Below are 26,171 nucleotides of genomic sequence, written 5' to 3'. Positions count from 1 at the left end.
ACCGGTACGTTGTCACGGGGACCACACCGGTGCCATACGGTGAGGACGGAAGCCTGTCCGTCCCCGCCGTGGAGGAGTCATCGTGCGCGCAACCCATGTCCTCGAGAAGGGGATCATCCTGACCGAGCAGTGACCGACCCCGGAGGCCACGCGGGCACGTGCGTGATCATGGGTGCGGGCTCCGCGGATCTGTTCTTCCTCCAGGACGCGCTGCGCCGGGGCTTCGAGCAGGTGATCGTCTCGGACAAGCAGGAATCACGCTTGCGGATCGCCCGGGAGCTGGGGGCGCACACGGTCCGGGTCCCGGACGAGGAACTGGCCTCCGTGGCCGCCCGGTCCGAGCCCGGTCTCGTATCCTTCCACAAGGCCGTGCGCCGCATCCACGACGGCGAGGTGACCGTGGACTACTGCCTGGGCCCCGTATACCCGTTCGAGGAGGCCGGCGAGGTGCTGCGGATCGTCGAACGCGGCGGGGACGGCCACGTCAAGTTCACGATCGTCCCGTAGCACTCTCCTGCGGTCCCCGGTCCCGGAACCCCTTGAGGATCTGCAGGGCCACCGGGATCACCGAGATCACCACGATCAGGATCGCGATCAGGTCCACGTGGTCACGGATCAGCGGGATCCCGCCCAGCAGGGACCCGGCCACCACCATGATGGTCACCCACAGGAAGCCACCCAGGACGTTCCACCCACGAAGCGGCGGTACGGGTGGCGCGCCGTGCCCGCCACGAGCGGGACGTACGTGCGGATAATCGGGACGAAGCGCGCGAGCACGATCGCCCTGCCGCCGTAGCGCAGGAAGAAGTCCTCCGTGCGGTTGAGGTAGGAGGTCTTCAGGAACCGGGCGTCGTGGGAGAAGAAGCGCCGGCCGAACCGGTTACCCAGGAAGTAGCCCACCTGGTCCCCCGCGACCGCCGCGATGAACGGTACCAGGATCATGAGCCACAGCGGGACCTGCAACGCCTCGTGCAGTAGTCCACCCGTGAACAGCAGGGAGTCCCCGGGCAGGAACGGGAACAACAGCCCCGATTCCACGAACACCATCAGGGTGGTCCCGGCGAGCGCCCACGGCCCCAGCTGCTCGAGCAGTTGGGCGGGATCGCCTAGCGGTGGCAGCTGCGGGATCAGCGTTCCCGCGGTGTGCAGCAGTTCAAGCGTCATGGTGACCCACTCTTCTCCTCGTGGGCCGGGTGCCGTGCACCACGGTCCTGTTCCTCCCCGGACGACGGCGCTCGCCCGGGGTAGCTCGTTCGTCCCGCGGGTGTGCCCGCAACCGGGGTCGCGCGGGGCGCGATCACGGCTGCTGCGGCTTCACGAACGGGAAACTCAGGACGTCGCGGATGGTCGTGGCGGTCATGAGCATGACCAACCGGTCCAGCCCGATCCCCATGCCACCGGCCGGGGGCATGCCCACCTCCAGGGCGTCCAGGAAATCATTGTCCACCCGCATGGCCTCGAGGTCCCCCGCGGCGGCCTTGAGCGACTGCTCCGTGAGCCGGTGGCGCTGGACCACCGGGTCGGTCAGCTCGGAGTACGCCGTACCGAGTTCCATGCCGTTGACCACCAAGTCCCAGCGTTCCACGAGCCCGCCCTCGGAGCGGTGGGGTGCGGTCAGCGGGGAGGTCTCCTCCGGGAAGTCGCAGTAGAACGTGGGGAACACGGTGTGCGGTTCCACGAGCTCCTCATAGAGGCTCTCGAGCACCGCCCCGGGGCCCATGCCCGGACCGATCTCCACGTCGTGCTGCGCGGCCACTGCGAGCAGAGTCTCGAAGTCCGACTCGATCGAGATCCGCCGTCCCACCGCCTTGCTCACCGCATCCGTCACGGCGATCACGGGCCACGGCCCGGACACGTCGGTCAGCACGGGCGCGGCGTCGGGGTTGTGCACGTCGTACAGGGGCAGCACCTGGGTACCGTGCAACGCCTGGGCCACCGTCTTGATCATCGTCTCGGTCAGCTCGCGCATGACCGTGTAATCCGCGAACGGGTGGTACGCCTCGAGCGCGGTGAACTCCGGGTTGTGGGTCGCGTCCGCGCCCTCGTTGCGAAAGTTGCGGGCCACCTCGAAGATGGGCCCGCTGCCCGCCACGAGCAGTCGCTTGAGGTACAGCTCGGGTGCGATCCGCAGCGTGAGGTCCATCCCGTACGCGTTGATGTACGTGCGGAACGGGCGCGCCGAGGCCCCACCGTGCACCGTGTTCAGCACCGGTGTCTCGACCTCGCGGTAGCCCTGCCCGGTCAACACGCGGCGCACGGTGTCCACCGCGAGCGAGCGCTGACGCAACAGGTCCATCCCGCGCGGGTGGGGCGTCAGACGGCCTGTTGCGAGGCCGTCACCGGGAGGCCGGCCTCGAGCCGACGCCGCCGGTCCGCCTTCTGGCGCTTGACACCCGCGAGCGCGAGGAGACCTCCGATCACGGCCAGCGCGGCCGCCACGAGGGCCGGGGAGCGGTAGCCGAAACCGGCGGAGATCACCGCACCGCCCAGCAGGGCCCCGATCGAGTTGGCCACATTGAACGCCGCGTGGTTGAGCGATGCGCCCATGAGCTGGGCGGGCCCCGCCGCCGTGATGAGCCAGCTCTGGATGCTGGGCATGATGAACGAGTTGGCCAGTGCCATGAGGAACCCGGCCACGAAGATCCCCACGGGGGATCCCGCGAGCGCCCCCACGAGCAACAGTGCCGCGGTGAGGGCCGGGAAACCCACGGCCATGGTGCGCCGGGCACTGCGGTCCGCGCTGATCCCGCCCAGGATGTTGCCCAGGGTCATGCCGATTCCCACGACCGCGAGCAACCACGGGATGCCGGCGCCGGACAGCCCCGCCAGCTCACGGCTCATCTGGGTCAGGTAGCTGTAGATCGCGAAGAACCCGCCGAAACCGATCCCCGCGATCCCCATGACGATCCACACCTGCGGCAGCCGGAACGCCCGCAGTTCACGGCGCCGGTTCGCTCCGACCACCCGGTCCTGGTGGGGGACGGTCAGCCACACGCCGATCGCAGTGACCGCGAAGACCACGGCCACCGCGACGTATGCCATGCGCCAGCCGTAGGCCTGACCGACCGCCGTCATCACGGGGACACCTACGACGTTGGCGACCGTGAGCCCCGATAAAGCAAGTGCCACACCCTTGGCCTGGTTCCCCGGACCCATCACGGTGGCGGCCACGAGGGACGCCAGACCGAAGTATGCGCCATGGGGAATACCCGCGAGGAACCGCATCACCAGGAGGGACTCGAACGTGGGCACGATTGCAGAGGCGAGGTTGCCCATGAGCAGTGCCGCGGCCATCACGAGCAGCATCGTGGTGCGGGAGGACTTCGCGGCGAAGAAGGAGATGACCGGGGCCCCGACCACGACACCTATGGCATACGCGCTCACGAGCCACCCGGCGCGTGCGATCCCGGTCTCGGAGGACGCACCGTAGAGATCGGGCAGGAGGTTCTGGGCGATCTGGGGCAACAGTCCCATAGACGCGAATTCCGTGCAGCCGATGCCGAAACCGCCCAGAGCCAGGGCGAACAGCGCGAGTCTGCGACGGGCGGGGGTCAACTGGGTCATGGACGCGCGACCTTTCGAGGATTCGCAGGTGGAGCTCCCCAGAGGGATGCGGGCGAGTGGCCGGAGAGGCCGTGGCGATCGGTCCGTGGCCTATGACAGCGCACCGCGCAGGCGCTCGTAGCGGGTGAACCGCGCGGGCGGACCATTCGGGCAGCACCCGGGCGGGCACAGGATTACTACAACACGGTGCACGCGCGATTTATTCACGAGCCCGCGCACGTGTGGGTGAGGTCACGATCATGAACTGTCCCCACCCCGTGCACGAAAGTTATCCACAGGGGTGGAGAACCTTGTGCATATCGCGATCGACATGTCCCCTACGGGGCAGTCCTAGCGCGCTGTCGCGGTATCCACAGGGGTGTTCACAGTTGTGGAATTACACATCTGTAAGTTGTTAACAGGTGTGGACAACCCCTGTGGACAGCCATTGGGACGCCCGGATCAGAGCGCGATCCCCGACCCGGATCCGGCGGAACGGGAGAGCTTTCCCTGCTTGCGGCCGGGCCCGGTCAGAGTCGGCGACGCAGCCCCGGCAGCATGGCGAGCGCCACGAGACCACCGGCGATCAACCCGCCCACATGCGCTTGCCAGGCGATGCCGCCCACCAGGAAACCGAAAGCCAGGTTGATCGCGATCAACACCGCGATGGGCGTGATGTTGTTCTTGAAGTGGCGCATGAACACGAACATGGCGCCGAAGAGCCCGAAGACGCCGCCGGACGCCCCGATGACGAGCACCCACGGATTACCGAGCAACAGCACTCCCACGGATCCGCCCAGCACGGACACCACGAACAGGGCGGCCATCCGCCAGGTCCCCAGCAACGGCTCGAGCATCCGACCGAAGAGATAGAGCGTGTACATGTTGAGCAGTAGGTGCAGCGGTGAGGGCATCGCGTGGACGAAACCGCTCGTGAGCATCCGCCACGGCTGGGTGTCCGTGAGCGAAGGAGCGTATCCCAGGATGCTCGTCAGGCTGTAGGGCGTGAACAGGCTCGTGAGCCACTGCAGGCCCCACATGACCACGCAGATCCCGATGAGCGTCCACGTCACGGGCATGCCCCCGACGCGCTGGGGGCTGCGACGACGGCGCGGCGCAGCGCCGTCGTACCCGCCGCGTGGCGCGCCACCCGGGTGGGCGGACTGCTGACCGTGGACGTACTGCCCGTACCGCGGGGCGGGAACGGGCACGCCGCTCCACGGGGCGGGAGCGTCCGGGGCGCCGGCGGGCCGTCCGTAATCCGGCGGGTCGTCGGGGTGGTGGGTCATGGTCATCCTCCGGGAGTGGGCGGGGCGGCTGGACGGGGCTCGAATACGGACGAAGCCCACCCGGGGACCGGGTGGGCTTCGTGCCGGGCGTGAAAGCTGCGGGTCAGAGCTTCTCGATGTCGATGGAGGTGATCACGCAGTCCTCCACGGGGCGGTCCTGGCCGCCGGTGCGCACGTTGTTGAGCTCGTCCACGACCTTCTTGGACTCGTCATCCGCGACCTCACCGAAGATGGTGTGCTTGCCCTGCAGCCACGTGGTGGGCGCGGTGGTGATGAAGAACTGGGAGCCGTTGGTGCCGCGGCCGTTGCGGGTACCGGCGTTGGCCATGGCCAGCATGTACGGGGCGTTGAAGTTCAGTTCGGGGCTGATCTCGTCGTCGAAGTTGTAGCCCGGGCCACCGATGCCCTGGCCCAGCGGGTCCCCGCCCTGGATCATGAAGTCCTTGATGATGCGATGGAAGACGACGTCCTTGTAGAGCGGACCGTTCTGCTTCTCACCCGTGCGGGGGTCCGCCCATTCCTGGGTGCCGTCCGAGAGACCCACGAAGTTCTTGACCGTCTTGGGCGCGTGGTTGCCGAAAAGGTCCACCACGATGTCCCCGTGGTTGGTGTGGATGGTGGCCTTGTGCGTGGCGATAGCGGAAGTCATGATTCACATTGTGGCACGGCGTCCTCGGGGCCGACAGAACGCTCCCGAGGTGTTCAGCGCACAGTGAAAAGGGCTGGGGTGTCGCTTTTCCCCGGGAATCCCGGGGTTGTCAGACCGTATGCTGAAGGTGGAGATTTTTACGGTCACCACTGTAGGAGGGACACACAATGAGCTTGTTCAAGAGCAAGGCCCAGAAGCAGACCGAGCACGCCCGGAAGAACGCCGAGTCCAAGGTCGTCAGCGCTGGGGACTGGCTCTCCAGCGAGATCGGTGAGCTCGGGGAGAAGCTGCAGCACGGCGTGCAGGCGGGTGCGTCCGCCCTCGCGAGCGGTGTGGAGGCCACGGGTCCCTACGTCCAGGACGGTCTGGGCAAGGCGCAGAACCTCGGTGAGGACATCAAGCACCGCGGCGAGAAGGCCAAGGCCGCCGGTGCCGCTGCCGCCGCCCCCATGGCCGCGAAGGCCGCCAAAAAGACCGCCGAGGGCCGTGCCGTGGCGCAGGACAAATACTCCGGCGCCGTGGCCGCGCTGGCCTCCAAGGTCGCCCACGCGGACACCTCGGACCAGTTCGACGCCCTCGTGGCCAAGCTGACCGGTGACAAGAAGACCGTCAAGCGCATCCAGAAGGCCGCGAAAAACTCGGCCAAGGAATACGCCAAGCAGCAGAAGAAGGCCCAGGGTGGCCACAAGGGTCTGCTGCTCCTCGGTCTCCTCGCCGCCGGTGGCGTGGCCGGTGTGGCCGCGTGGCGCGCGTCCCGCCCGGTGCAGGACCCCTGGAAGACCCCCGTCACGGCCTCCCCGCGTGTCTCGGCTTCCCCGGTCAACACGAACTCCACGGTCGCCGCCGGCACCGGTGTGAAGGTGGACGACGTCAAGGACCCCACCTCCTCCGCCCAGAAGGCGGGCACCGCGTCCCAGGCCGCCCACCGCGCCTCGGACAGCGTGAAGTCCGTGGCCGAGGACGCCAAGCAGACCGTGAACGAGGTCAAGGAGCAGATCAAGGGCTCCAAGACGGACGACATGGGCACCCCGGACAACCGCTCCAAGCACAACCCGGGCGATCCCAAGCACTGAGCCGGTTCTCGCGCGTCGACCGCGCGTGACCCGCACGACGACGGCGCCGCATCCCTTCGGGGGTGCGGCGTCGTCGTCGTACCGGAATGAACACACGAACCCGTGCATGGCGAGCGCACGGGCTACATGGAAGGAACGCATGAGTCGTTCGCTGCGAACGCACGGGCCGTGCGGGGAGACCCGCGGCCCCGTGCGGTGGGACTCAGGAGAAGATGTCGGAGACCGTGTCCCACATCTGGTAGACGCCCAGGATGATGAACAGCACGGCGCAGACCACCAGGACCGCGTTGGTGAACACACCGTTGCGCCAGCGCTTGGGCGTGCGGGACGTGTTGAGCAGTCCCAGCAGCGTGACCGCCAGGAACGGCATGAACAGTGCCCCGAGCACGCCGTAGAGGAGGATGAGGAACACGGGCCGGTCCAACAGGAGCAGGAGCATGGGCGGGAACGTGAGCCACAGCAGGTAGAACTTGAAGTACTTCCCGCCGTTGCGGGTGTCCGGATGGCCGCTGGGCTTCTTGCGGATGTTGCCCCAGTAGTCCGCGAACATGAGGGACACCCCGGACCACACACCCACCACGGAGGAGAACGAGGCCGCCCAGAATCCCACGAGGAACGCGATGCCGATGACGTCCCCGTAGCGGTCGCGCAGCACCCGGTCCAGGTCCAGCAGGCCCTTGTCCCCGGCGCTGATGGCGTAGCCGGCGGAGTAGAGGACCTCGGCACCCACCACGAGCATCGCGAGCACGAAGATACCGGTCACGGTGTAGGCCACGGTGTTGTCGAGCTGCATCACGCGCATCCACCGCGGTTGGTGCCAGCCCTTCTCCCGCAGCCAGTAGCCGTAAGCCGCGAGGGTGATCGTGCCGCCCACGCCGCCGGCCAACGCGAGCGTGTAGACCACACCGCCCTGCGGGATCACGGGGATCAGCCCGGTAAGCATCTGAGGGATATTGGGCAGGGTGATGATCGCGAGCCCCACCATGACCAGGAACATGATCCCCACCATGGCCGCGGTGATCTTCTCGATCACCGCGTAGCGCCCCGCCCACACGATCACGAACCCGATCAGGCCCATGAGGATGGCCCACGCCCACAGGGGCAGGATGGGGAACAGCGCGGCGAGCGGCAGGGCGGAGGAGGACATGGCCGTGGCGCCGTACACGAATCCCCAGATCAGGATGTACGGACCGAAGTACCAGGACGTCCACCGGCCCAGGGAGCGCCAACCCTCGAAAATGGTGCGCCCGCTCGCGAGCGAGTACCGACCGGCGCCCTCCACGAGCACAATCTTCATGATCGTGCCCGCGATGACCGCCCACAACAGGGTGTAGCCGTAGCGCGAGCCGGCGGTCAGCGTGGCCACCATGTCCGCGGCACCCACGCCCGTGGCCGCCACCACGAGACCGGGACCGATCAGCTGCCACCGTTTGACCTTCTCCAACGACTCATCGGGGTCGATGGACGGAAGGGGTTGCAGCGGGGTCTTGTCGCGCATCGGGGGCTCCACACTTCGGGCATGAATCAGGTCACAGTTGTGCTCATGCAGTCTTTCACGCCGGGTGCGCCACACTCCTTCGGTGGCGAAGTATGGATGGTGTGTCCCCGCCGAGGACGGGGGACGCGCACGCAAGGCCGGGGACAGGAGGAACCGGGCCAGGACGAACCGGATGAGAGCGGATGAGCACGGACCAGGAACAGGCCCGGCACGAAGGAACCCCCGGGGACCGGCGCTGCGGTCCCCGGGGGTTCTCGGGTGTGGAGGTAGCGCGACAGTGCTCGAACCTTGCCCCGTCTCTACAGCTGGCGGTCTCGTCGCATCGAGAGATCCGTCGTCGGCGGAGGCCAGTAACAGTCACTCAGGAGTTCATGGAGCGGCTACCTGTCCCGCTACCGCGCTTGACGGTGGAGATGCTGGACGAGGCAGAGCACCGGTACCGCAACGGGGAGACGCTGCGGCAGGTCGCGCATGCTCTGGACGTGAGCAGGCCGCGGCTCTCGGATCGTTTGCGCGAGCGCGGGGTCGTGATCCGTCGCCAGTCTCCTTCCCCGGAACAGGTGCTGGAGATGGCCCGCCGCTATGAGCAGGGCGAGTCACTGGCGCGAGTCGGTGCGCGGGTCGGCTTCGACGCGGGCACCGTACGGACGCATCTCCGTAGAGCGGGTGTATCAATTCGAGACGCACATGGGCGCTGCTAGTGACCCCGGCTATGTTGCGGGTATCTCGGCCATGACGGGAATGTGGAGTTGGGTCGCGATCGGCGTGTAGAGGTCCACGCCTTGTTGCTTGGTCTGGAGCGAGAGCAGAAGGGCGTATCGGACGGGTAGATCGCGGCGGTCTTTGCGGCTGTTGTTCTTCCACCAGCCGCCGACGGGATAGACCGCGACGTTGTTGCAGTGGGCCAGCTCGGCACCGGTGCCGGTCCACTCGTCTTGGTGCAGCGACCCCAGGTGTCGGCCTCGCTCGCCGAGGAACCAACGGTCTGACTCGCTCGGCCGAGAGCCGCCTTCTTCGTTCTGTGCTTCTCGGTTGACGCGCTGGACAAACTCGGTTTGGTTCTCCAGTCGGCCCTGGAGGTCGAACCGCAGACCGTGGGATGCGTACTGGTACTTGTTGCGCCAGCCTCGTCGAGATGCGGACGGCTCGATGAAGTAGGACAGGGTAACGCGGAGGCGTACCTCGGTCGCGCCAAGGCTCTGGAGGACATCGGTCGGCCATGGCAACGGGTGGAGGCGGAAGTGCCGCATCGAATACGTGTTGCCGCTGAACGGAACGAAGCTGTCCTGAGCGATGAGCGTAACCGCGCCGCGGCCCGAGTTCAGCACATCCTCTTCCGATGGCACACCCCAGCCGAACTGACGCAGGAGCGTCTGGCGCGCGGTCTTGGTGTCGTCCGTACCGAGCTGTTGGACCATCGATTCGGTCCACTCCGCCGAATGTGTCAAGAGTCCTCGCACGGTTTCGGGCCAGTACGAGGGATACCGGTCCATCGCCAGGGTCGCCAACCGGGAGGCCTGCGCGGCCGCGGCACTCGTGGCGTTGGCCGAGGTCAATGCGGCGTCGGTCTGGTGCCCGGTCGAGCGCAGCGAGAGCGAAGGCAACCGATCCTCGAACATACCGGCGCCGTCCGTCAGGACATTGCCTCCTTCCATGCAGATATCCGGCTTGATCGGCCATCGGCTTTTGTTGAAGTAGAGCGAGGTCGTGGTGTGTGGCGAGATGTCCCCGGATGCGGCCACGACGTTCCATCCTGCGTACTGCGGGTGCGAAGGGACATGTGTGAGTTCCGTGTAGGCACCGACAGTAAGCGCGTTCCAGGCCTGCGCCGGGTCCTGGATCGGCGAGTTCACGGAGTTCGTGTGGTGATCGATGTCGTAGGAGGACACGTTTCCCGCCGCGACTACGATAAGTCGGGCAGACGCGGGATCTGGCGTCGACAGCAGTTGGAGCTCGTTGCCTGCCCGGACGATGTCCGTGCCGGCCGCCAGAGCGTCCACCGACGCGGACCACAGCGTCGGCTCGCCCGGCTTGTCGGGCTCCGTACTCAACGTCAAGCAGTACGTACGGCTCCGATCGGCTCGGGCTGCTTCCGGGTGCGAGACCGCTTCTACCGTCGCGGTGCCGTAGTCGAGCGGGTCGATCCGCTGGTCACCAGGCCCGGGCTGCATCCGCACGGACTCCAGCCGGTGACGCAGCTCAACACGGGTCCGCCCCGTGAGCAGCGGCTCGACGTCCCCGAACAATGCGAGACCGGCCATCGATGTTCCGTGCCCACGCGGGTGAACGTCGATTCCTGATCCGCCGAAGATGGAGTGATGGTCGTCGGGCGCCAGGGACCCTTCGAGGAGAGTGTGGGTGCGCAGTACTCCAGTGTCGAGGTTGCACACGGCTGGCGCATCGGCCGGAGCGTGAACGGTGCGTCGGGCGAGGTCCTCGACGTACTCGGTCTGTTCATCGATGCTCAGGTCTTCCACTGTGTCGATGAATTCGGGCCTCCGAATCTCGGTCACGGGAACCGAGGTGAAAGGGAGGATCTGCAACTGCGCCCATGATGCTTCTACCCAGACGACGAGACGATCACCCAGGCGGAATTCGCTGCGACGAGCTTGAAGCCGGTGGGCGGTTACGAAGCTCTCCCAGTCGGCGAGGTGGGCGCTACTTCCGTCGAGCCACAGCTCCCACCAGTGGCGACCGAACTTCGGCGGCTGGATCTCCGAAGTCCAGAGGTCATCAAGGACTGCCTCGCGAATGCGCGAGATGTTCGCGACGAGGTCCTGGTTCCTCGGCCGACCTTTCTTGGTGTTCTTCTCGTCGTTGAGGTAATCCTCGAAGAGCTTCAAGAACTGCGAGCGGTAGGAGTCGGACACCCAGACGGTGGCCGTCTCGGGCATCTCACCCTGAGCTTCACGCACCGAGAGCAGGAGCCACTTCGGCTTACGTGTCTTGCCGCCCGTATAGGAGTTGAAGGAGTCGACCTTCAGCGGGTGCGCAGCGCCCTCTCCTTCGAGCACGATGACTGTGCCGGTTGCGCGGAGTTCCTCATCCGAGGGCATGACGGCTGCAGCTTGTTGGTCGAAGGTAGCGAAGACCTGCTCGACAGCGTTCTTCAGCCCGGACCCGTGGGCGCGGCGGTCGACTTGGCGGGGCGGCTTGCCCGGTCCTCCGCCCGCGCGGTGGAAGTCTGCTGTTTCGACGTGGCCCTGAACGTAGAGGTGGTCGAGATTGCGTGGCACCTCAGCCAAGACTTGCCGTTCGACGCGAGGTCAGTGCGGCGATGAGATCGTCTCGTTGAACCTTGGTATCGCCGCGCATCAAGACCGTCTTCGCTGCGGTCTCGGCCGCCTTCACGAGCTCGGCATGGCTCAGGCCGGTTGTGTAGTCGCCCAGCTTCGCCATGCTGGTGCCGCTGGCTAGCGTCCCGAGACGCGCCCTGATCACGGCTGTCGCCTGGCGTGCATCGGGCAACGTGTAGGTCAAGACCGCGTCGAAGCGGCGGAAGAGTGCCTTGTCGAGGATCGAACGGTGGTTTGTAGCCGCGAGCACGAGCGACTCGGTACTCGCCTCTTCCAGAAAGACGAGGAACGAGTTCAGGATTCGACGGGCCTCTCCGACGTCGTTCCCAGAACGGTCGGCCCCGAGGGCGTCGAACTCATCGAACAGGTACACGGCGCGACGCTGAGCAACGGAGTCGAAGACGAGGCGGAGTTTGCTGGCGGTCTCGCCCATGAACTTGCTCAGCAGGCTGTCGAGCCTGACCGTGAACATCGGTACGGCAAGCTCGGTTGCGAGTACGGCCGCGGTCATCGTCTTCCCGGTTCCGGGCGGCCCTTCCAAGAGTAGCCGGTGCGCCGGTGCGAAACCATGCTCGAGAAGATTCTTGCGCTGGCGTTGCTCGGCGAGAACCTGCTTGATCTGCGCGACGAGCTCGGTAGGTGCGACGAGCTCTCGAAGCTGTACGGCGGGATGCGTCGCCTCAACAAGTTCAGCAAGCTCACCACGTGGCTGCGCAAGCGTCGTGATCTTGCCGACAGAGTCACGTTCGCGGGATGCGTCGACAGCCTTCTTGATGTCGTTGGCGAGGACGTGATGTCCCGCCTTGGCCTCACGCGCGGCTACTTGAAGGGCGACCGAGTAGAAACTGGCGTCGTCACCCGAGGCGTGACTGCGCACCATCGCGGTGATGTGCTGTCCAAGACCGGCCATGATGCACCTCACTTCCGCAGGTCCGTGCGTCGTCCATTTCCCCTCAGTCTATCTGGCCAAGGCCGACAGCCCAGCGGCGCCGCTCCGTCCGGACTCGGCCTGCGAAGGACGGCGGGTGGCACGAACTGGTCCGCTCTCGACGAGGAGAGCAGGCCCAGCTGACGAACCGAACCCGGCCCCACCTACCGGTGGCTTAGTCGCCGAGTGAGTAGTCGAGCCTCGCCTCGATCTCACCGCAGGCCGCGAGAACTCGACGCGACCCGAGTGAGGCCGGCTCGCCGATCTGAACACCTGCCAGGCTCACTGTCAGACGATCGGCGCGCTTCGAGCAACTGCGGCTCAGAGCAGCTCTCAAATTCGCGCTACTCGATCGCCAACGCGACCATCGTTCCCACAGCGGATGGTGCCGAATCTGACCTAGATCTCGTGTTTGTTGGCTCTTCGGACTTCCGGTGGGGAGCGGGACTCGCGACGCAAGCTGAGGGCGCATAAGGGTCGAGGTCCTCGATGATCGGTAGCGACCAAGCAACCGTTCGTTCCGAGGACCTCGACGTTGACCAACGCTACGGGGTGCAGCGATGCGCCCACCACTGATCCCTGCGCGCGATGCGACACACTGCTGGGGATTCCCGGCGTTCATGTGGAGGCCGTCGAGCGTACCGACGCGCTCGTGACGGTCACCGTCTCCACGCCGTGGCAGTTGATGGGCTGCCCGGCGTGCGTGGTGGTGGCGCCCAGCCGTGGACGGCGGCGGCGCGAGCTGCATGACGTGCCGGGCATCGTGCCGGTGCGGGTGATCTGGCGACAACGGACCTGGCGGTGCCCCGACCCTGCATGCTTGAGGGGCACGTTCGTCGAGCAGGTCCCCGTCCTCGTCGCGCCCCGCGGCTCGCTGACGAGCCGGGCGGTGGGGTGGGCGATTGTCCAGCTGCGTCGCGAGCACGCCACGGTGCAGGGACTGGCCCGGCCAGCTGGGGGTGGACTGGAAGACGCTGTGGCGCGCGGTCAAGCCTCGTCTGGTGGAGCTGGCCGCCGATGAGTCCCGCTTCGACGGGGTGGTCAGCCTCGGGGTCGATGAGCACATCTGGCATCACGTTGCCCCTCGTCGTCGCGGCGCGAAGGAGCTCACCGGGATGGTCGACCTGACCCGCGACACCGAGGGCAAGGTCCGCGCCCGGCTGCTGGACCTCGTGCCCGGACGGTCGAAGAAGGCCTACGCCGACTGGCTGAATGACCGCAGCGCCGCGTTCCGTGCCGGGGTTCAGGTCGCGGCGCTGGACCCCTTCGCCGGCTACAAGAGCGCGATCGCCGACGAGCTCGCCGACGCCACCGCGGTGCTGGACGCCTTCCACGTCGTGAAGCTCGGCACCCAGGCCGTCGATGAGGTCCGCCGCCGCGTCCAGCAAGAGACCCGGGGCCACCGGGGTCGCAAGGGCGACCCGCTCTACGGCATCCAGAAGCTCCTGCGCGCCGGGGCGGAGAACCTCACCGACCGCCAACTCCAGCGGCTCGCCGCAGCGATCGAAGCCGACGACGCCCACCAGGCCGTCTACCTCGCCTGGCGCTGCGCCCAGGACCTGCGCGCCGCCTACCGCTGCCCCGACCTCACAGCCGGCCGCGCCATGGCCGAACGCATCCTGGCGATCTTCCACACCTGCCTGGTCCCCGAGATCGCGAGACTCGGGCGGACGCTACGCCGCTGGAAAGAGGCGTTCTTGGCCTACTTCACCACCGGACGGTCCAACAACGGCGGCACCGAGGCCATCAACGGCATCATCGAGCTCCACCGCCGCCTCGCCCGCGGCTACCGCAACCGTGACAACTACCGCCTCCGCATGCTCCTCGCGGCTGGCGGCCTCAAGACCTGATCCCCACCGAATGTCCGAAGAGCCCTCAAAGGCTCGATCTACTGCGGATGCGGAAAGAAGCTCATGTTCGAGCGACCCCGCAACCACCAGGGCGTCGCCTACGACTACTTCACCTGCACCGGCCGCCGGTTCAAACGCAACGACTGCCAGCGCACCGCCATCCTCACCCACCGCGTCGAGCAGTCCATCGAAGAGGGCTACCGTGGCATCTCCCTCAGCCCTGACGAGGCAGCACAGATCCAGGGCGTGCTCGGACAGGTGTTCGACACCCTCTCCGAATCCACCAGCGACGAGCAGAAGCTCCTCGCCGGGCAGAAGGCCAAGCTCGAAGCCGAACAGGTCAAGCTCCTCCAAGCCCACTACGCCGATGCGATCCCCCTCGACCTGCTCAAGACCGAACAGGACCGCATCCGCGCGAGCCTGCAAGCGATCACCGGCCGGCTCGACACGCTGGAAACCACCTACGACAAGGCCAAGGTCGGGCTCGACTCAATCCTCGGACTCCTCACCGACATCGGCGACGTCTACGCGAAGGCCGAACCCGCCGAACGGAGGATGCTCAACCGGGCACTGTTCGACCGCATCACCATCGATGACGAGGACGAAGCCACCCTGCAGCCGACCGAAGCGATCCAGACAATCCTGGCCACCAGCCCCAGGCCACACAACGAAAGAACCTTGCCCCGCGATCACGCGGGGCAAGGTTCGAACATTCAACTTTGGGTGGAGCCTAGGAGATTCGAACTCCTGACATCCGCCTTGCAAAGGCGGCGCTCTACCAACTGAGCTAAGGCCCCGTGTTCAATTGTGGTGCTGATCCTGCAGAACGCGGATCGCGGTACCGGGACGGTCAGTCCACGGGGTCCACGGCCGAATTCCACGCCTCTCGTTTGGCTTCCGCCTCGCGCCAAGACTTGAAGGCTGCCACGGACAAACCGGCCAGTGCGGCCAGGGCTGCGATTCGTGCCTTCATGGGGACCCTCCGAACGAGATCATCTCGCGGTTGGCGGGAATTCGATGGGTGGGCGTACCAGGAATTGAACCTGGGACCTCTTCGTTATCAGCGAAGCGCTCTAACCGTCTGAGCTATACGCCCTCAGCGTGCACCGCCAGAATCGTCCTCCGATCGGCCACGCCAAGACTTTACCGGAGTTTCATCCGCCGCACAAAATCGGGCGGACCGCGGGATCAGTCGTCGGTCAGGGTCACCCCGATGCCACCGATCAGGGACGCCGCGATGTTGTACACGAGCGCCCCGAGCACGGACAGCACGGTCAGCAGGATGACGTTGACCACGGAGATGATCGTGGCGAACAGGGCCACATTGCCGAGCGAGAGGAACCGCTTGATGTCCGCTCCCCCGGCGCTGCCGCCGAGCATGGACAGCAGTTCGTTGATCCCGTCGAACAGCCCGGTGAGGCTCAGCACGATCCACAGCACCAGGGACGCCACGACCGTGATGATCCCGAGCGCTACGGAGAGCAGGAAGGCCAGCTTGAGCACGGACCACGTGTCCACCTTGGACACCACGAGCCGTGCGCGGCGCACCTTGGCCCGGGGGGCGGGTCGCACGAGTCCCTTGCCGGAGCTCTTGGCGCTCTGCGGGGACGGCTTCTGGGGGGAAGAAGTCTTCACGGGCTGGCCCGCCTTCGAGGCTGAGCTCGCGCTCATGCGTCACCTCCGTTGTCGTTGTGCTCCAACGCTACTGCATCGTCGTCACCGACCGGCGCAGCGGCGTCGGCACCGTCCTGGCCCGCGGGGACGTCCGCGGTCGTGGCTTCGGGGGAGTCCATCGCGGAGCCGGGGGCGACGTCGCTCGGCCCGGTGGCCTCGGCGGCATCCTCCTCCGCGACCTCCTTCTCGATCTCCCGCTCGGCGTTGCGGGCGACCCCCACGATGGCGTCGTTGGGACCCGGCTTGGCGAAGATCACACCCATCGTGTCGCGGCCGCGGGCGGGGACCTCGCTCACGTTGGAGCGCACGACCTTGCCGCTCTCCATGACCACGAGCACCTCGTCGTTCTCGCCCACGATCAGCCCGCCCACCTGGCCACCGCGGACCTCGGCGAGTTTGGCAACCTTGATGCCCAGGCCACCGCGGCCCTGCACGCGGTACTCCTGGACGCTCGTGCGCTTGGCGTAGCCGCCCTCGGTCACCACGAACACGTAGGAGTCGTCGCTGACCACGTTGGCGGAGAGCAACTCGTCCCCGGGGCGGAACTTCATGCCCGTGACACCGGAGGTCGCGCGACCCATGGGGCGCAGGGCGTCGTCGTCAGCGGTGAACCGCAGGGACTGGCCCAGGCGCGAGATCAGCATGACGTCGTCGTCGGTGTTCACGAGCATGGCCGAGACCAACTCGTCGTTCTCGCGCAGGTTGATCGCGATCACGCCCGCGGAACGATTGGTGTCGTAGTCCGTGAGCCGCGACTTCTTGATCAACCCGTTGCGGGTCGCGAGCACGAGGTACGGGGCGTCCTGGTAGGAGTGCAGCTCCATGACCTGGGCGATGCGTTCCTCGGGCTGGAACTCCATGAGGTTGGCCACGTGCTGGCCCTTTGCGTCCCGGCCGGCCTCCACGAACTCGTAGGCCTTGACGCGGTAGACACGCCCGAGGGTCGTGAAGAACAGGATCCAGTTGTGGGTGCTCGTCACGAAGAAGTGCTCCACGACGTCGTCGCCGCGCAACTGCGCGCCCTTGATGCCGCGGCCACCTCGGTGCTGGGCGCGGTACTCGTCCGCGCGGGTTCGCTTGACATAGCCGTCGCGCGTGATGGTCACGACGACCTGCTCCTGCGGGATGAGGTCCTCCATGGAGACGTCCCCGTCGAAGCCGTAGAGCACCTCGGTGCGGCGGTCGTCACCGTAGTGGTCCACGATGCCCTGCAGTTCCTCCGAGATGATCTCGCGCTGACGCTCCTCGGACGCGATGATCGACTCGTACTCGGCGATCAACCGCTGCAGCTCGGCGTGCCGGTCCTGGATCTTCTGCCGTTCGAGCGCGGCCAGGCGGCGCAACTGCATGTTGAGGATCGCCTGGGCCTGGGCCTCGTCGATCTCGAGCAGCTCCATAAGCCCGGTGCGTGCCTGCTCCACGGTGGGCGAGCGCCGGATCAGGGCGATGACCTCGTCCAGGGCGTCCAGGGCCTTGAGCAGGCCGATCAGGATGTGCGCTTCCTCCTGCGCCTGCTTGAGGCGGTACGTGGTGCGCCGGACGATGACTTCCATCTGGTGGGTGACCCAGTGGTGCACGAACGCGTCCAGGGACAGCGTCCGGGGCACCCCGTCCACGAGCGCGAGCATGTTCGCGGAGAAGTTCTCCTGCAACTGCGTGTGCTTGTAGAGGTTGTTGAGCACGACCTTGGGTACGGCGTCCCGCTTGAGCACGATCACCAACCGCTGACCCGTGCGCCCCGAGGTCTCGTCGCGCATGTCGGCGATGCCCTGGACCCGCCCTTCCTTGACGAGGTCCGCGATCTTGATGGCCAGGTTGTCCGGGTTGACCTGGTACGGCAGCTCCGTGACCACGAGGCACGTGCGGTTGTGGATCTCCTCCACATTGACCACCGCGCGCTGCGTGATGGAACCACGACCGGTGCGGTAGGCCTGTTCGATGCCCTTGTGGCCGAGGATCTGCGCCCCGGAGGGGAAGTCCGGACCCTTGATCCGCTTGATGAGTTCTTCGAGCAGGGTCTCGCGGTCCACGTGCGGGTTCTTGAGGTACCACTGCACGCCGTCCGCGACCTCGCGCAGGTTGTGCGGGGGGATGTTGGTGGCCATGCCCACCGCGATACCTGAGGAGCCGTTGACCAGCAGGTTGGGGAACCGCGCGGGCAGCACCACGGGTTCCTGCTGCTTGCCGTCGTAGTTGTCCTGGAAGTCCACGGTGTCCTCGTGGATGTCCTGGACCATCTCCATGGCCAGAGGCGCCATCTTGGTCTCGGTGTACCGGGGGGCCGCGGCGCCGTCGTTACCGGGGGAACCGAAGTTGCCCTGCCCCAGCGCGAGTGGGTAGCGCATGATCCAGTCCTGGATCAGTCGCACCAGGGCGTCGTAGATCGCGGAGTCACCGTGCGGGTGGTAGTTGCCCATCACGTCGCCCACCACGCGCGCGCACTTGTTGAACGACCGATCGGGGCGGTAACCGCCGTCGTACATCGTGTAGAGCACCCGCCGGTGCACGGGCTTGAGACCGTCCCGCACGTCCGGCAGCGCGCGCCCCACAATCACCGCCATGGCGTAGTCCAGGTAGGAGCGCTGCATCTCCGTCTGGAGATCGATCTGCTCCACGCGGTCGCCCGTGATCGCCACCTCGTCGGTCACGACGCCGTCGCCGGCCTCGGGTGCGTCCTGCGGGTCCACGGGGCCGTTGCCGTCCTGCGTCTCGTCACTCATGGGTTGCTGTTTCCTTCTCTCGTCCCCGGGATCATCGTTCATACTCGCGCCGGAATATTCCGGGCGTCACATGCTCAGATGTCCAGGAAGCGGATGTCCTTCGCGTTCTGCTGGATGAACTCGCGGCGGGACTCCACGTCCTCGCCCATGAGGACCGAGAACACCTGGTCCGCCGCGGCGGCGTCGTCCATGGTGACCTGCAGCAGCGTGCGGTGCTCCGGGTCCATGGTGGTCTCCCACAGCTCGGTGTAGTCCATCTCGCCCAGACCCTTGTAACGCTGGATGCCGTTGTCCTTGGGCAGCCGGCGGTTCTCCGCCAGCCCCTTGGCCAGGGCGGCATCGCGCTCGGCGTCCGAGAACACGTAGTCGTGCGGCGCGTTGGACCACTTGATGCGATACAGCGGCGGCTGCGCGAGGTACACGTACCCGTGCTCGATGAGCGGACGCATGAACCGGAACAGCAGCGTGAGCAACAGGGTGGTGATGTGCTGACCGTCCACGTCCGCGTCCGCCATGAGCACGATCTTGTGGTAGCGGGCCTTCTCGATGTCGAAGTCGTCACCGATCCCCGCGCCGAAGGCTGTGATCATGGACTGCACTTCCGCGTTGGACAGCGCCCGGTCCAACCGGGCCCGCTCCACGTTGAGGATCTTCCCGCGCAGCGGCAGGATCGCCTGGTGCGCGGGATCGCGGCCCTGCACGGCGGAACCACCCGCGGAGTCACCCTCCACGATGTAGATCTCGGAGACCGTGGGGTCCTTGGACGAGCAGTCCTTGAGTTTGCCCGGCATGCCCCCGGACTCCAGCAGGCCCTTGCGTCGTGTGGTCTCGCGTGCCTTGCGCGCGGCCAACCGCGCCTGGGACGCGTAGATCGCCTTGCGGATGATGTCCTTGGCGGGGTTGGGGTTGCGCTCCAACCACGCCCCGAACAAGTCGAACATCTCGCGCTGAACGAAGGTCTTGGCCTCCGAGTTGCCCAGCTTGGTCTTGGTCTGCCCCTCGAACTGGGGTTCCGCGAGCTTGATCGAGATCACCGCGGTGAGCCCCTCGCGCACGTCCTCGCCCGTGAGGTTGTCGTCCTTGTCGCGCAGCAGCCTGTTCTCCCGCGCGTAGCGGTTGATGAGCGTGGTCAGCGCGGTGCGGAAGCCCTCCTCGTGGGTGCCGCCCTCGTGGGTGTTGATGGTGTTGGCGTACGTGTGCACGGACTCGTTGAACGCCGTGGTCCACTGCATGGCCAGCTCCAGGGACATCTTCTTGTCCGGGTCGTCCACCTCGAGCGAGATGACGTCGTCGTGGATCAGATCGACCTTCTTGGCCGAATTCAGGAACGTGACGTAGTCCAGCAGCCCGTGCTCGTAGCAGTAGACCACCCGGCGGGCGCCCGCGTGGGCGTGGACAGCGGCGTCGTCCGCGCCGACCGTCCCTCCGTCCTGTCCCTCGACCGGACCGGAGGCGTCCACGGGGGACTCCCCCGCGATCTCCTCGCCGGTCTCGTCCGTGACACGCTCGTCCGTGAGCGTGATCCGCAGACCCTTGTTGAGGAACGCCATCTGCTGGAACCGCGCCCGCAGGGTCTCGAAATCGAAATCCACGGTCTCGAAGATCTCGGGGTCCGGGTAGAAGACCTGGGTGGTCCCGGTCTCGTCCGTCTGCTCGCCGCGTTCGAGCTCACCCTGGGGGTGGCCGCCGTTCGCGAAGCTCATCCGCCAGACGTAGCCCTGCCGGCGGACCTCGGTGTCCACACGCCGGGACAGGGCATTGACCACCGAGATGCCCACGCCGTGCAGACCGCCGGACACGGCGTAGCCACCGCCGCCGAACTTGCCGCCGGCGTGCAGGATGGTCATCACGACCTCCACGGTGGGCTTGCCCTCCGTGGGGTGCATGTCCACCGGGATGCCGCGGCCGTTGTCGCTCACGCGCACGCCGCCGTCCGACTGGAGGGTCACCTCGATGTGGTCGCAGTACCCCGCGAGCGCCTCGTCCACGGAGTTGTCGACCACCTCGTAGACCAGGTGGTGCAGGCCGCGGGGGCCAGTGGAACCGATGTACATCCCCGGGCGCTTCCTGACCGCCTCGAGGCCTTCCAGAACGGTGATGTCGCTCGCACCGTACTCGTGCTGTAGGGGATCCTCTGTAGCCACGGGGTCTCCGGTCCTCCTGCGTAATCGATGGCGATCATCACCCGGCCCATATGAATACAGCCGATGAGACGGCTCGCGGCTCATCGGCTGGCGGGACGGGAAGATCTTTGGCTTCCCATTCTACCGCATGAAGCGCTGGACGGCCCGCAGACGCCCCGGAGCCCCGCCGCGCTGGGTGGACCCATTTTCGGGGTGCGGTGCGCCTCGCGCGCTTCTGGCGCGTTTTTGGCGCTTTCAGCTCACCCGTAGGTGTCCCGCGGCCCCCTGCCCTGCACCGACCAGCGCCCCCGTTTCCAGCTCGGCCCCACGGGACCGTGGATCTCGAGCCGCGTGACGATCCCCTCCCCCAGCTTGTCCGAGAACTTCCTGATGATCTGGGGTTGGATCAACCGCAGCTGGGTCGCGTAGGCCGTGGAGTCGCAGCGCACGCGCACCACGGTGTCCTCGAAACTCTCGGGCCACGTGTGCTCAGCGTTGCGCGCCCCCACGAGGGACGGCCAGTCCGCGAGCACACTGCTCACGTTCACGGGCGTCTTCCAGCCCCTGTGGGTCATCAGCGCGTCCACCACGGTGGACAGCGCTCGGGGGTCCCGCGCGGAACGCCCCGGTCCCGAGAAGCCCCCGAGCTGCCGCGGATCCACGCCGTAGCGGTCCCGCGCGCGCAATGCCGGGGAGCCCGTTCCCTCCTCCATGGCCGTGCCGAAAGCGCGCATGTTCTTGGCCGCGGCCGCCTTGGACAGGGGCGTGTCCCCGCGGTCGCGGGCGGCCTTCCGGGCCCGTTGCAGGGCCACGGCCGCCGCGTCCACGACGTCGCGATGCACGGGCTCGCTCACGGCTGCTCCGCCTGGGGAGCGTTCTGGTTCCCGCCGGACCCGGGCTCGGGTCCGGACTCGGGCTCGGGCTCGGCCGACGACGCTGCGCGGTTCCATACCGCCCCCGGCTCTACCTCGATCACCGTGGGCGAGTCCTCGAGCAGCGCCGCGGGTAGGTCCTCGTCCACCGCGGCGGTTACGAGCACCTGCTCGGCCTGCCGCACGAGCTCGGCCAGGCGGCGTCGACGGCGCGCGTCCAGTTCCGCGAACACGTCGTCCAGGATCAGCACGGGCGCCGAACCCCGGGCCGGATCGTCGGCGAGGTGGACATACCACGAGCCCAGGCGGAGGGCCAGGGCCGTGGACCAGGTCTCCCCGTGGGACGCGTAGCCCCTGGCGGGGGTGTCGCCCAGCCGGATCACGAGGTCGTCCCGATGCGGTCCCACCAGGGTGATCCCGCGATCCCGCTCATGACGTGCCATGCGCTCGAAGGCATTCATCATGAGCTCGTAGAGGTCCGTGACCGAGAAGTGTTCGAGCGCTTCCTGATCGGCACCGGGTGCCACGGACGAGCTCTCGTAGCCCAGGGACACGTGCTTGGGTCCGTCCGTGAGCTGTTGGTATGCCCGGTCCACCTCGGGCTCCAAAGCCTTGAGCAACTGCAACCGCGCACCCATCACGGCCGCGCCGGCGCGCGCGAGCTGGTCGTTCCACACCGCGAGCGTCGCACGATCCGAGTCCGAGAACCCCCGGGAGCGCCGCGCCGATTTCAGCAGGGCGTTGCGCTGCTTCAGCGCCCGGTCGTAGTCCGAGCGCGCGGCACCGAGCACCGGCCGCATGGCCGTGGCGAGATCGTCCAGGAACCGCCGCCGGTGGGATGGATCCCCCTTAACCAGGGTCAGGTCCTCCGGGGAGAACAACACGGTGTGCAGGGTCCCCAGGGCCTCACGGGCGCGGACCGGGGCCGCCCGGTTGATCCGCACGCGATTGGCCCGCGCGGCGTTGAGTTCGTACTCGAGGACCGTGCGCTGTCCCCCGCGGTTGACGCGTACCCGGATGATCGCCTGGTCCGATCCCGTGGTGATGAGCGGTCCGTTGCCCGACACGCGGTGGGAGCCCAGGGTCGCGGCCCAGTCGATCGCTTCCACGATATTGGTCTTGCCCACACCGTTGGATCCCACGAACACCGTGAGACCCGGGGCAAGTGGGAGGTCCAGACCGGGGTAGGTCCGGAAGTTGGCGAGCGACAGGTGGTCTACGAACACACGATCACTGGTTGGGCAGACGCACCGGCATGAGCAGGTACTTGTAGTCCACGCTGTCCTCGCCGTCGGGCTCGCTCTGGGCCGAGAGCACGGCCGGCTTCGGAGGGGCCGTGAACGAGAACCGGACGTAGTCGGAGTCGAACGCGTGCAGTCCCTCGGAGAGGTAGGTGGGGTTGAAGGCCACGGTGATGTCGTCCCCGTTGAGCTGGGCGTCCAGAATTTCGGACGCCTGGGCGTCCTCCCCGGTTCCCGCGTCGAGCGCGACCCGGGACTCGCTGAACGCGAGCCGCACGGGGGTGTTGCGTTCGGCTACGAGGGACACGCGGCGCACCGCTTCCACGAGTTCCGAGGTCTTCACCACGGCGGTGATCGGTGTGTGATCCGGGAACAGCGAGCGGATCTTGGGGTACTCGCCGTCGATCAGCAGGCTCGTGGTGCGTCGTCCGCCGGATTCGAATCCCACGAGTTCCGTGTTCTGAGCGAGCGCGATGTTCACGTCCCCGGAGGATCCCAGGGTCTTGGCGATGTCGTTGAGCGTCTTGGCCTTGATCAGGGCCGCCGTGGAGATCGTGGGATCGGAGGGCCGCCAGGTCAGTTCCCGCATGGCCAGCCGGTAGCGGTCGGTGGCCAGCAGGGTCATCTTCTCGCCCTCGATCTCTATGCGGATGCCCGTGAGGATCGGCAGGGTGTCGTCCTTGGACGCCGCGATGTTGACCTGTGCCACGGCGTGCGCGAACTCGTCCCCGGCCACGACGCCGGACAGGTCTGGCAGTCCGGGCAGCTGGGGATAGTCGTCCACGGGCATGGCCGCGAGGTTGAACTTGGCGGAACGGCACGTGAGGGTGACCTTGCCGCCGTCGGCCTCGAGCTGCACGGGAGCGGAGGGCAGCGAGCGGCAGATGTCCGCGAGCAGACGGCCGGAGACCAGGGTGGTGCCCTCCTCGAGGACGTCCGCGCTGATGGTCAGGCGCGCGGAGATCTCGTAGTCGAAGCTTGCGATGGACAGCGAACCGTTCTCCGCCTTGATGAGCAGTCCGGACAACAGGGGGACGGGAGGCCGCGGTGACAGCGAACGGGCAGTCCAGGTGACTGCTTCAGCCAGTACGTCGCGCTCGACCGAGAACTTCACGGGGTGCCCCTCTTTGGTTCGGAACCGAAGTGTTTTGTCTGCATGGTATCCGGCTGCGGGGACGTCATCCGAACCCCCCGGATCGTCGGGTTCGGACAGGATCCGCCCGTGGCGGTTCCTGGATTCTTGTAATTACAGAGATCCCGGGGACCCGTTCGGTCAGGGAGGACCGGATTTTTGTTATTCGGTCGATCTTTTCTTAAGGGGTAGAAGTGTTAATAACCCCTGTGGACTCTGTGGATAACTGCCTGTTCCTCAGGAATCCCGCGGTTCGAGGGTGTTGATCCGGTGTGGACGATTGTGGATTGCCTTGTGCGTGCCGAGTGCACAACTTCCGCGTGATTCCGCGGATTCCACAGGCTCGCCCACCGATGCGCGGCGGTTGTCCACCGCCTGTTCTGCGTTGTCCACAGATTTTTCCACACGGCGTTGAGCAGGACTGTGCACAGCGCGTCCACACCCCCGAATTTTCCTGTGCACCGTGGGCGGCGAAAGCAGTGGATCCGCGGGCTCGGCCTGTGGACGAATCACAAGAAGAACGGGCCCCCGGAACCGTGTTCCGAGGGCCCGTCTCCGGGTATCGCGTGATCGGGGCGGGTCTTAGCCCTCGCGCGATTGTTGTTTGATCCGGTTGGTCAGCTCCGTGACCTGATCGAAGATCTGCCGGCGTTCGGCCATGAGCGTGCGGATCTTACGGTCCGCGTGCATGACCGTGGTGTGGTCCCGCCCGCCCAGTTCCTGACCGATCTTGGGCAGGGACATGTCCGTGAGTTCCCGCAACAGGTACATGCCGATCTGGCGCGCGGTCACCAGGGTGCGCGTGCGGGACTTGGACTTCAGCTCGTCCAGGGTGATGTTGAAGAACGCAGCGGTCTGCCCCAGGATCGAGGCCGCGGTGATCTCCTGTCCCCCGTCGTCGGTGATCAGATCCTTCAGCACGAGCTCTGCGAGCGGGAGATCCACCGGTTGCTTGTTGAGGGACGCAAAGGCCGTGACCCGGATCAACGCCCCTTCCAGTTCGCGGATGTTGGTGGAGATGTGGGAGGCGATGTACTCCATGACATCGTCCGGGGCGTCCATCCCCTCGCTGATCGCCTTCTTGCGCAGGATCGCGATCCGGGTCTCGAGCTCGGGCGGCTGCACGTCCGTGATCAGTCCCCACTCGAAGCGGGAGCGCATCCGCTCGGCGAATCCCGTGAGCTGTTTGGGCGGCATGTCCGAGGTGATCACGATCTGCTTCTCGTGATTGTGCAGCGCGTTGAAGGTGTGGAAGAACTCCTCCTGCGTGTGCTCCTTGCCCGCGAGGAACTGGATGTCATCGATCAGCAGCAGGTCCACGTTGCGGTAGATGCCCTTGAAGGACGAGCCCTCGTCGTCGCGGATGGAGTTGATGAAGTCGTTGGTGAACTCTTCCGAGTTCACGTACCGCACGCGCAGCTTGGGGTAGAGCCGCTTGGCGTAGTGCCCGATCGCGTGCAGCAGGTGGGTCTTGCCGAGACCCGAATCCCCGTAGATGAACAGCGGGTTATATGCCTTGGCGGGGGTCTCTGCGACCGCGAAGGCTGCGGCGTGGGCGAACCGGTTCGACTGGCCGATCACGAAGGAGTCGAAGACGTACTTGGGGTTCAGTCGGGCGGAACTGTCCCATTCCGAATCCGCCGGGCTGGTGTCCGAACCGTTGCCGGTGCTGAGCACCTCGCGCTGTTGCGGCACCGGGGGCGCGGCTTCGGGTAGGCGGCGCGGGGGCAGATCGTCGTACTCGCCGGCGCCGTCGCCGGGCTCGGTGGTTGCCAGGCCGGCCGGGGAGCGCGAGACGCTCTCGCCCGACGGCGCATCGCGGCCGGGAGCGGGCTGGAAGGACCCGGGCGTACGTTCGGCTTCGAGCTCGTTGAGCGAGGGGATGGTGCGGTCGGAGGACCGTGCGTCGGTCGCGGCGCGCGTGGTGGGCGGCTGGACCTCGAGCTCGGGGTCCACGACGAATGCCACGAGCGTGTCCGCTCCCAGGACCCGGCCCACGCTCTCGTCCAGGATCTCGGACATGGGGCGGTTCTGTAGGAATTCCCGCGTGGCCTCACTCGGGACCGCGATCAGCAGCGTGGTGCCCATCAGGCCGCGGGGTTCACACACCGCGATGGTCCCGCGTGCCCGTCCCGTGACCCGCGGGTTCTCGTTCATGACGCGGACGCACTCTGCCCATTGCTCGAGCAAAGCCCTGTTGTCCTGCTGCATGAACGACTCCTGACGTGAGATACGGGGAAGCCCCAGTTTTCCACAGACTTGTACACAGCGGTGGATAACTTC

The 26,171-nt window shown here is 66.7% G+C and carries 18 protein-coding genes, 2 tRNA genes and 3 pseudogenes; 4 read left to right on the top strand and 19 right to left on the bottom strand.

Translation table 11 applies throughout. The features are described from left to right. Positions 1–129 precede the first annotated feature (129 nt). A complete protein-coding gene (locus tag HBK84_RS00105) occupies positions 130–507 on the top strand; it encodes a hypothetical protein (RefSeq protein ID WP_240919028.1) in 378 nt (125 codons plus the stop codon). On the opposite strand, the gene HBK84_RS12735 is transcribed toward HBK84_RS00105, so the two are convergent. The 6 genes and pseudogenes from HBK84_RS12735 to HBK84_RS00080 form a co-directional block, all read right to left on the bottom strand. Next, complete coding sequence (locus HBK84_RS12735) at positions 491–664, bottom strand: hypothetical protein (protein ID WP_240919027.1); 174 nt, start codon at positions 662–664, stop codon at positions 491–493. The two genes, HBK84_RS00105 and HBK84_RS12735, sit on opposite strands and share 17 nt — an antisense overlap. Then, positions 661–1,164 (bottom strand): DedA family protein, encoded by a 504-nt coding sequence (locus HBK84_RS00100; protein ID WP_240919026.1) that lies wholly within the window; start codon positions 1,162–1,164, stop codon positions 661–663. Before HBK84_RS00100 ends, HBK84_RS12735 begins: the two co-directional genes overlap by 4 nt. A 133-nt stretch (positions 1,165–1,297) precedes the next feature. Next, positions 1,298–2,317 (bottom strand): annotated as a pseudogene (locus HBK84_RS00095) (amino acid--tRNA ligase-related protein); the annotation flags it as partial. After that, positions 2,314–3,564, bottom strand: a complete 1,251-nt coding sequence (locus tag HBK84_RS00090; protein WP_144932786.1) for an MFS transporter — start codon at positions 3,562–3,564, stop codon at positions 2,314–2,316. The pseudogene HBK84_RS00095 and the gene HBK84_RS00090, both read right to left, overlap by 4 nt. A 509-nt stretch (positions 3,565–4,073) precedes the next feature. Beyond that, entirely contained in the window at positions 4,074–4,832 is a 759-nt protein-coding gene (locus tag HBK84_RS00085) for a rhomboid family intramembrane serine protease (RefSeq protein WP_240919025.1), read from the bottom strand. Between the two features lie 103 nt (positions 4,833–4,935). Then, a complete protein-coding gene (locus HBK84_RS00080; protein WP_064845494.1) occupies positions 4,936–5,481 on the bottom strand; it encodes a peptidylprolyl isomerase in 546 nt (181 codons plus the stop codon). A gap of 167 nt (positions 5,482–5,648) precedes the next feature. Between HBK84_RS00080 and HBK84_RS00075 the strand changes: the two genes are divergently transcribed. Next, positions 5,649–6,554, top strand: coding sequence for a hypothetical protein (locus tag HBK84_RS00075; RefSeq protein WP_098053827.1), 906 nt, complete (start codon positions 5,649–5,651; stop codon positions 6,552–6,554). A gap of 202 nt (positions 6,555–6,756) precedes the next feature. On the opposite strand, the gene HBK84_RS00070 is transcribed toward HBK84_RS00075, so the two are convergent. The 3 genes from HBK84_RS00070 to HBK84_RS00060 form a co-directional block, all read right to left on the bottom strand. Then, the gene (locus HBK84_RS00070; protein WP_064845492.1) at positions 6,757–8,052 is read right to left on the bottom strand and encodes an Nramp family divalent metal transporter; all 1,296 of its coding nucleotides are present in this window, start codon (positions 8,050–8,052) and stop codon (positions 6,757–6,759) included. Between the two features lie 710 nt (positions 8,053–8,762). Further along, complete coding sequence (locus tag HBK84_RS00065; protein ID WP_240919024.1) at positions 8,763–11,288, bottom strand: S8 family peptidase; 2,526 nt, start codon at positions 11,286–11,288, stop codon at positions 8,763–8,765. A 1-nt stretch (position 11,289) separates the two neighbouring features. Further along, positions 11,290–12,258 carry an AAA family ATPase gene (locus tag HBK84_RS00060; protein ID WP_167317868.1) on the bottom strand — a complete coding sequence of 323 codons (969 nt, stop codon included), beginning with the start codon at positions 12,256–12,258 and terminating at the stop codon, positions 11,290–11,292. A 553-nt stretch (positions 12,259–12,811) separates the two neighbouring features. Here HBK84_RS00060 and HBK84_RS00055 point away from each other — a divergent pair. Continuing rightward, positions 12,812–14,126: pseudogene (locus HBK84_RS00055) on the top strand (ISL3 family transposase). A 36-nt stretch (positions 14,127–14,162) separates the two neighbouring features. Beyond that, positions 14,163–14,312 (top strand): annotated as a pseudogene (locus HBK84_RS13080) (hypothetical protein); the annotation flags it as partial. Between the two features lie 538 nt (positions 14,313–14,850). On the opposite strand, the gene HBK84_RS00045 reads toward HBK84_RS13080, so the two are convergent. The 10 genes from HBK84_RS00045 to dnaA all read right to left on the bottom strand — a co-directional run bounded on the left by HBK84_RS00045 (position 14,851) and on the right by dnaA (position 26,099). Beyond that, positions 14,851–14,923, bottom strand: a tRNA-Ala gene (locus HBK84_RS00045). A gap of 53 nt (positions 14,924–14,976) precedes the next feature. Continuing rightward, positions 14,977–15,099: a hypothetical protein gene (locus tag HBK84_RS13005; protein ID WP_255359867.1), complete on the bottom strand. Its 123-nt coding sequence runs from the start codon at positions 15,097–15,099 to the stop codon at positions 14,977–14,979. A 49-nt stretch (positions 15,100–15,148) separates the two neighbouring features. Next, positions 15,149–15,222, bottom strand: a tRNA-Ile gene (locus tag HBK84_RS00040). Positions 15,223–15,314: 92 nt separating this feature from the next. Then, positions 15,315–15,797: a DUF3566 domain-containing protein gene (locus HBK84_RS00035; RefSeq protein WP_035962792.1), complete on the bottom strand. Its 483-nt coding sequence runs from the start codon at positions 15,795–15,797 to the stop codon at positions 15,315–15,317. Next, on the bottom strand, positions 15,794–18,520 hold the full coding sequence (gene gyrA / locus HBK84_RS00030; RefSeq protein ID WP_144997569.1) for a DNA gyrase subunit A: 2,727 nt from the start codon (positions 18,518–18,520) through the stop codon (positions 15,794–15,796). The genes HBK84_RS00035 and gyrA overlap by 4 nt, the downstream gene beginning before the upstream one ends. A gap of 74 nt (positions 18,521–18,594) precedes the next feature. Next, the gene (gene gyrB / locus HBK84_RS00025; protein ID WP_085107213.1) at positions 18,595–20,664 is read right to left on the bottom strand and encodes a DNA topoisomerase (ATP-hydrolyzing) subunit B; all 2,070 of its coding nucleotides are present in this window, start codon (positions 20,662–20,664) and stop codon (positions 18,595–18,597) included. Between the two features lie 239 nt (positions 20,665–20,903). Continuing rightward, the gene (locus HBK84_RS00020; RefSeq protein WP_064845489.1) at positions 20,904–21,497 is read right to left on the bottom strand and encodes a DUF721 domain-containing protein; all 594 of its coding nucleotides are present in this window, start codon (positions 21,495–21,497) and stop codon (positions 20,904–20,906) included. Then, on the bottom strand, positions 21,494–22,741 hold the full coding sequence (gene recF / locus HBK84_RS00015) for a DNA replication/repair protein RecF (protein WP_167317867.1): 1,248 nt from the start codon (positions 22,739–22,741) through the stop codon (positions 21,494–21,496). The genes HBK84_RS00020 and recF overlap by 4 nt, the downstream gene beginning before the upstream one ends. A 4-nt stretch (positions 22,742–22,745) precedes the next feature. Then, a complete protein-coding gene (gene dnaN / locus HBK84_RS00010) occupies positions 22,746–23,870 on the bottom strand; it encodes a DNA polymerase III subunit beta (RefSeq protein ID WP_144997575.1) in 1,125 nt (374 codons plus the stop codon). 600 nt (positions 23,871–24,470) lie between these two features. Continuing rightward, complete coding sequence (gene dnaA / locus HBK84_RS00005) at positions 24,471–26,099, bottom strand: chromosomal replication initiator protein DnaA (protein WP_167317866.1); 1,629 nt, start codon at positions 26,097–26,099, stop codon at positions 24,471–24,473. Positions 26,100–26,171 lie beyond the last annotated feature (72 nt).

Origin of the sequence: Kocuria sp. KD4, assembly GCF_011769905.1 — a bacterium.
GTDB lineage: Bacteria > Actinomycetota > Actinomycetes > Actinomycetales > Micrococcaceae > Kocuria > Kocuria marina.
Note: the sequence above shows the minus strand (reverse complement) of the source record. Positions and strands in the feature narration are given on the sequence as shown.

Coding starts and splice junctions, on each gene's coding strand:
- HBK84_RS13005 (WP_255359867.1), bottom strand. CDS start 15,099: ATGAAGGCACGAATCGCAGCCCTGGCCGCACTGGCCGGTTTGTCCGTG.
- HBK84_RS00080 (WP_064845494.1), bottom strand. CDS start 5,481: ATGACTTCCGCTATCGCCACGCACAAGGCCACCATCCACACCAACCAC.
- HBK84_RS00075 (WP_098053827.1), top strand. CDS start 5,649: ATGAGCTTGTTCAAGAGCAAGGCCCAGAAGCAGACCGAGCACGCCCGG.
- dnaA (WP_167317866.1), bottom strand. CDS start 26,099: ATGCAGCAGGACAACAGGGCTTTGCTCGAGCAATGGGCAGAGTGCGTC.
- HBK84_RS00035 (WP_035962792.1), bottom strand. CDS start 15,797: ATGAGCGCGAGCTCAGCCTCGAAGGCGGGCCAGCCCGTGAAGACTTCT.
- HBK84_RS00070 (WP_064845492.1), bottom strand. CDS start 8,052: ATGCGCGACAAGACCCCGCTGCAACCCCTTCCGTCCATCGACCCCGAT.
- gyrA (WP_144997569.1), bottom strand. CDS start 18,520: ATGAGTGACGAGACGCAGGACGGCAACGGCCCCGTGGACCCGCAGGAC.
- HBK84_RS00085 (WP_240919025.1), bottom strand. CDS start 4,832: ATGACCCACCACCCCGACGACCCGCCGGATTACGGACGGCCCGCCGGC.
- HBK84_RS00060 (WP_167317868.1), bottom strand. CDS start 12,258: ATGGCCGGTCTTGGACAGCACATCACCGCGATGGTGCGCAGTCACGCC.
- HBK84_RS00090 (WP_144932786.1), bottom strand. CDS start 3,564: ATGACCCAGTTGACCCCCGCCCGTCGCAGACTCGCGCTGTTCGCCCTG.
- HBK84_RS00100 (WP_240919026.1), bottom strand. CDS start 1,164: ATGACGCTTGAACTGCTGCACACCGCGGGAACGCTGATCCCGCAGCTG.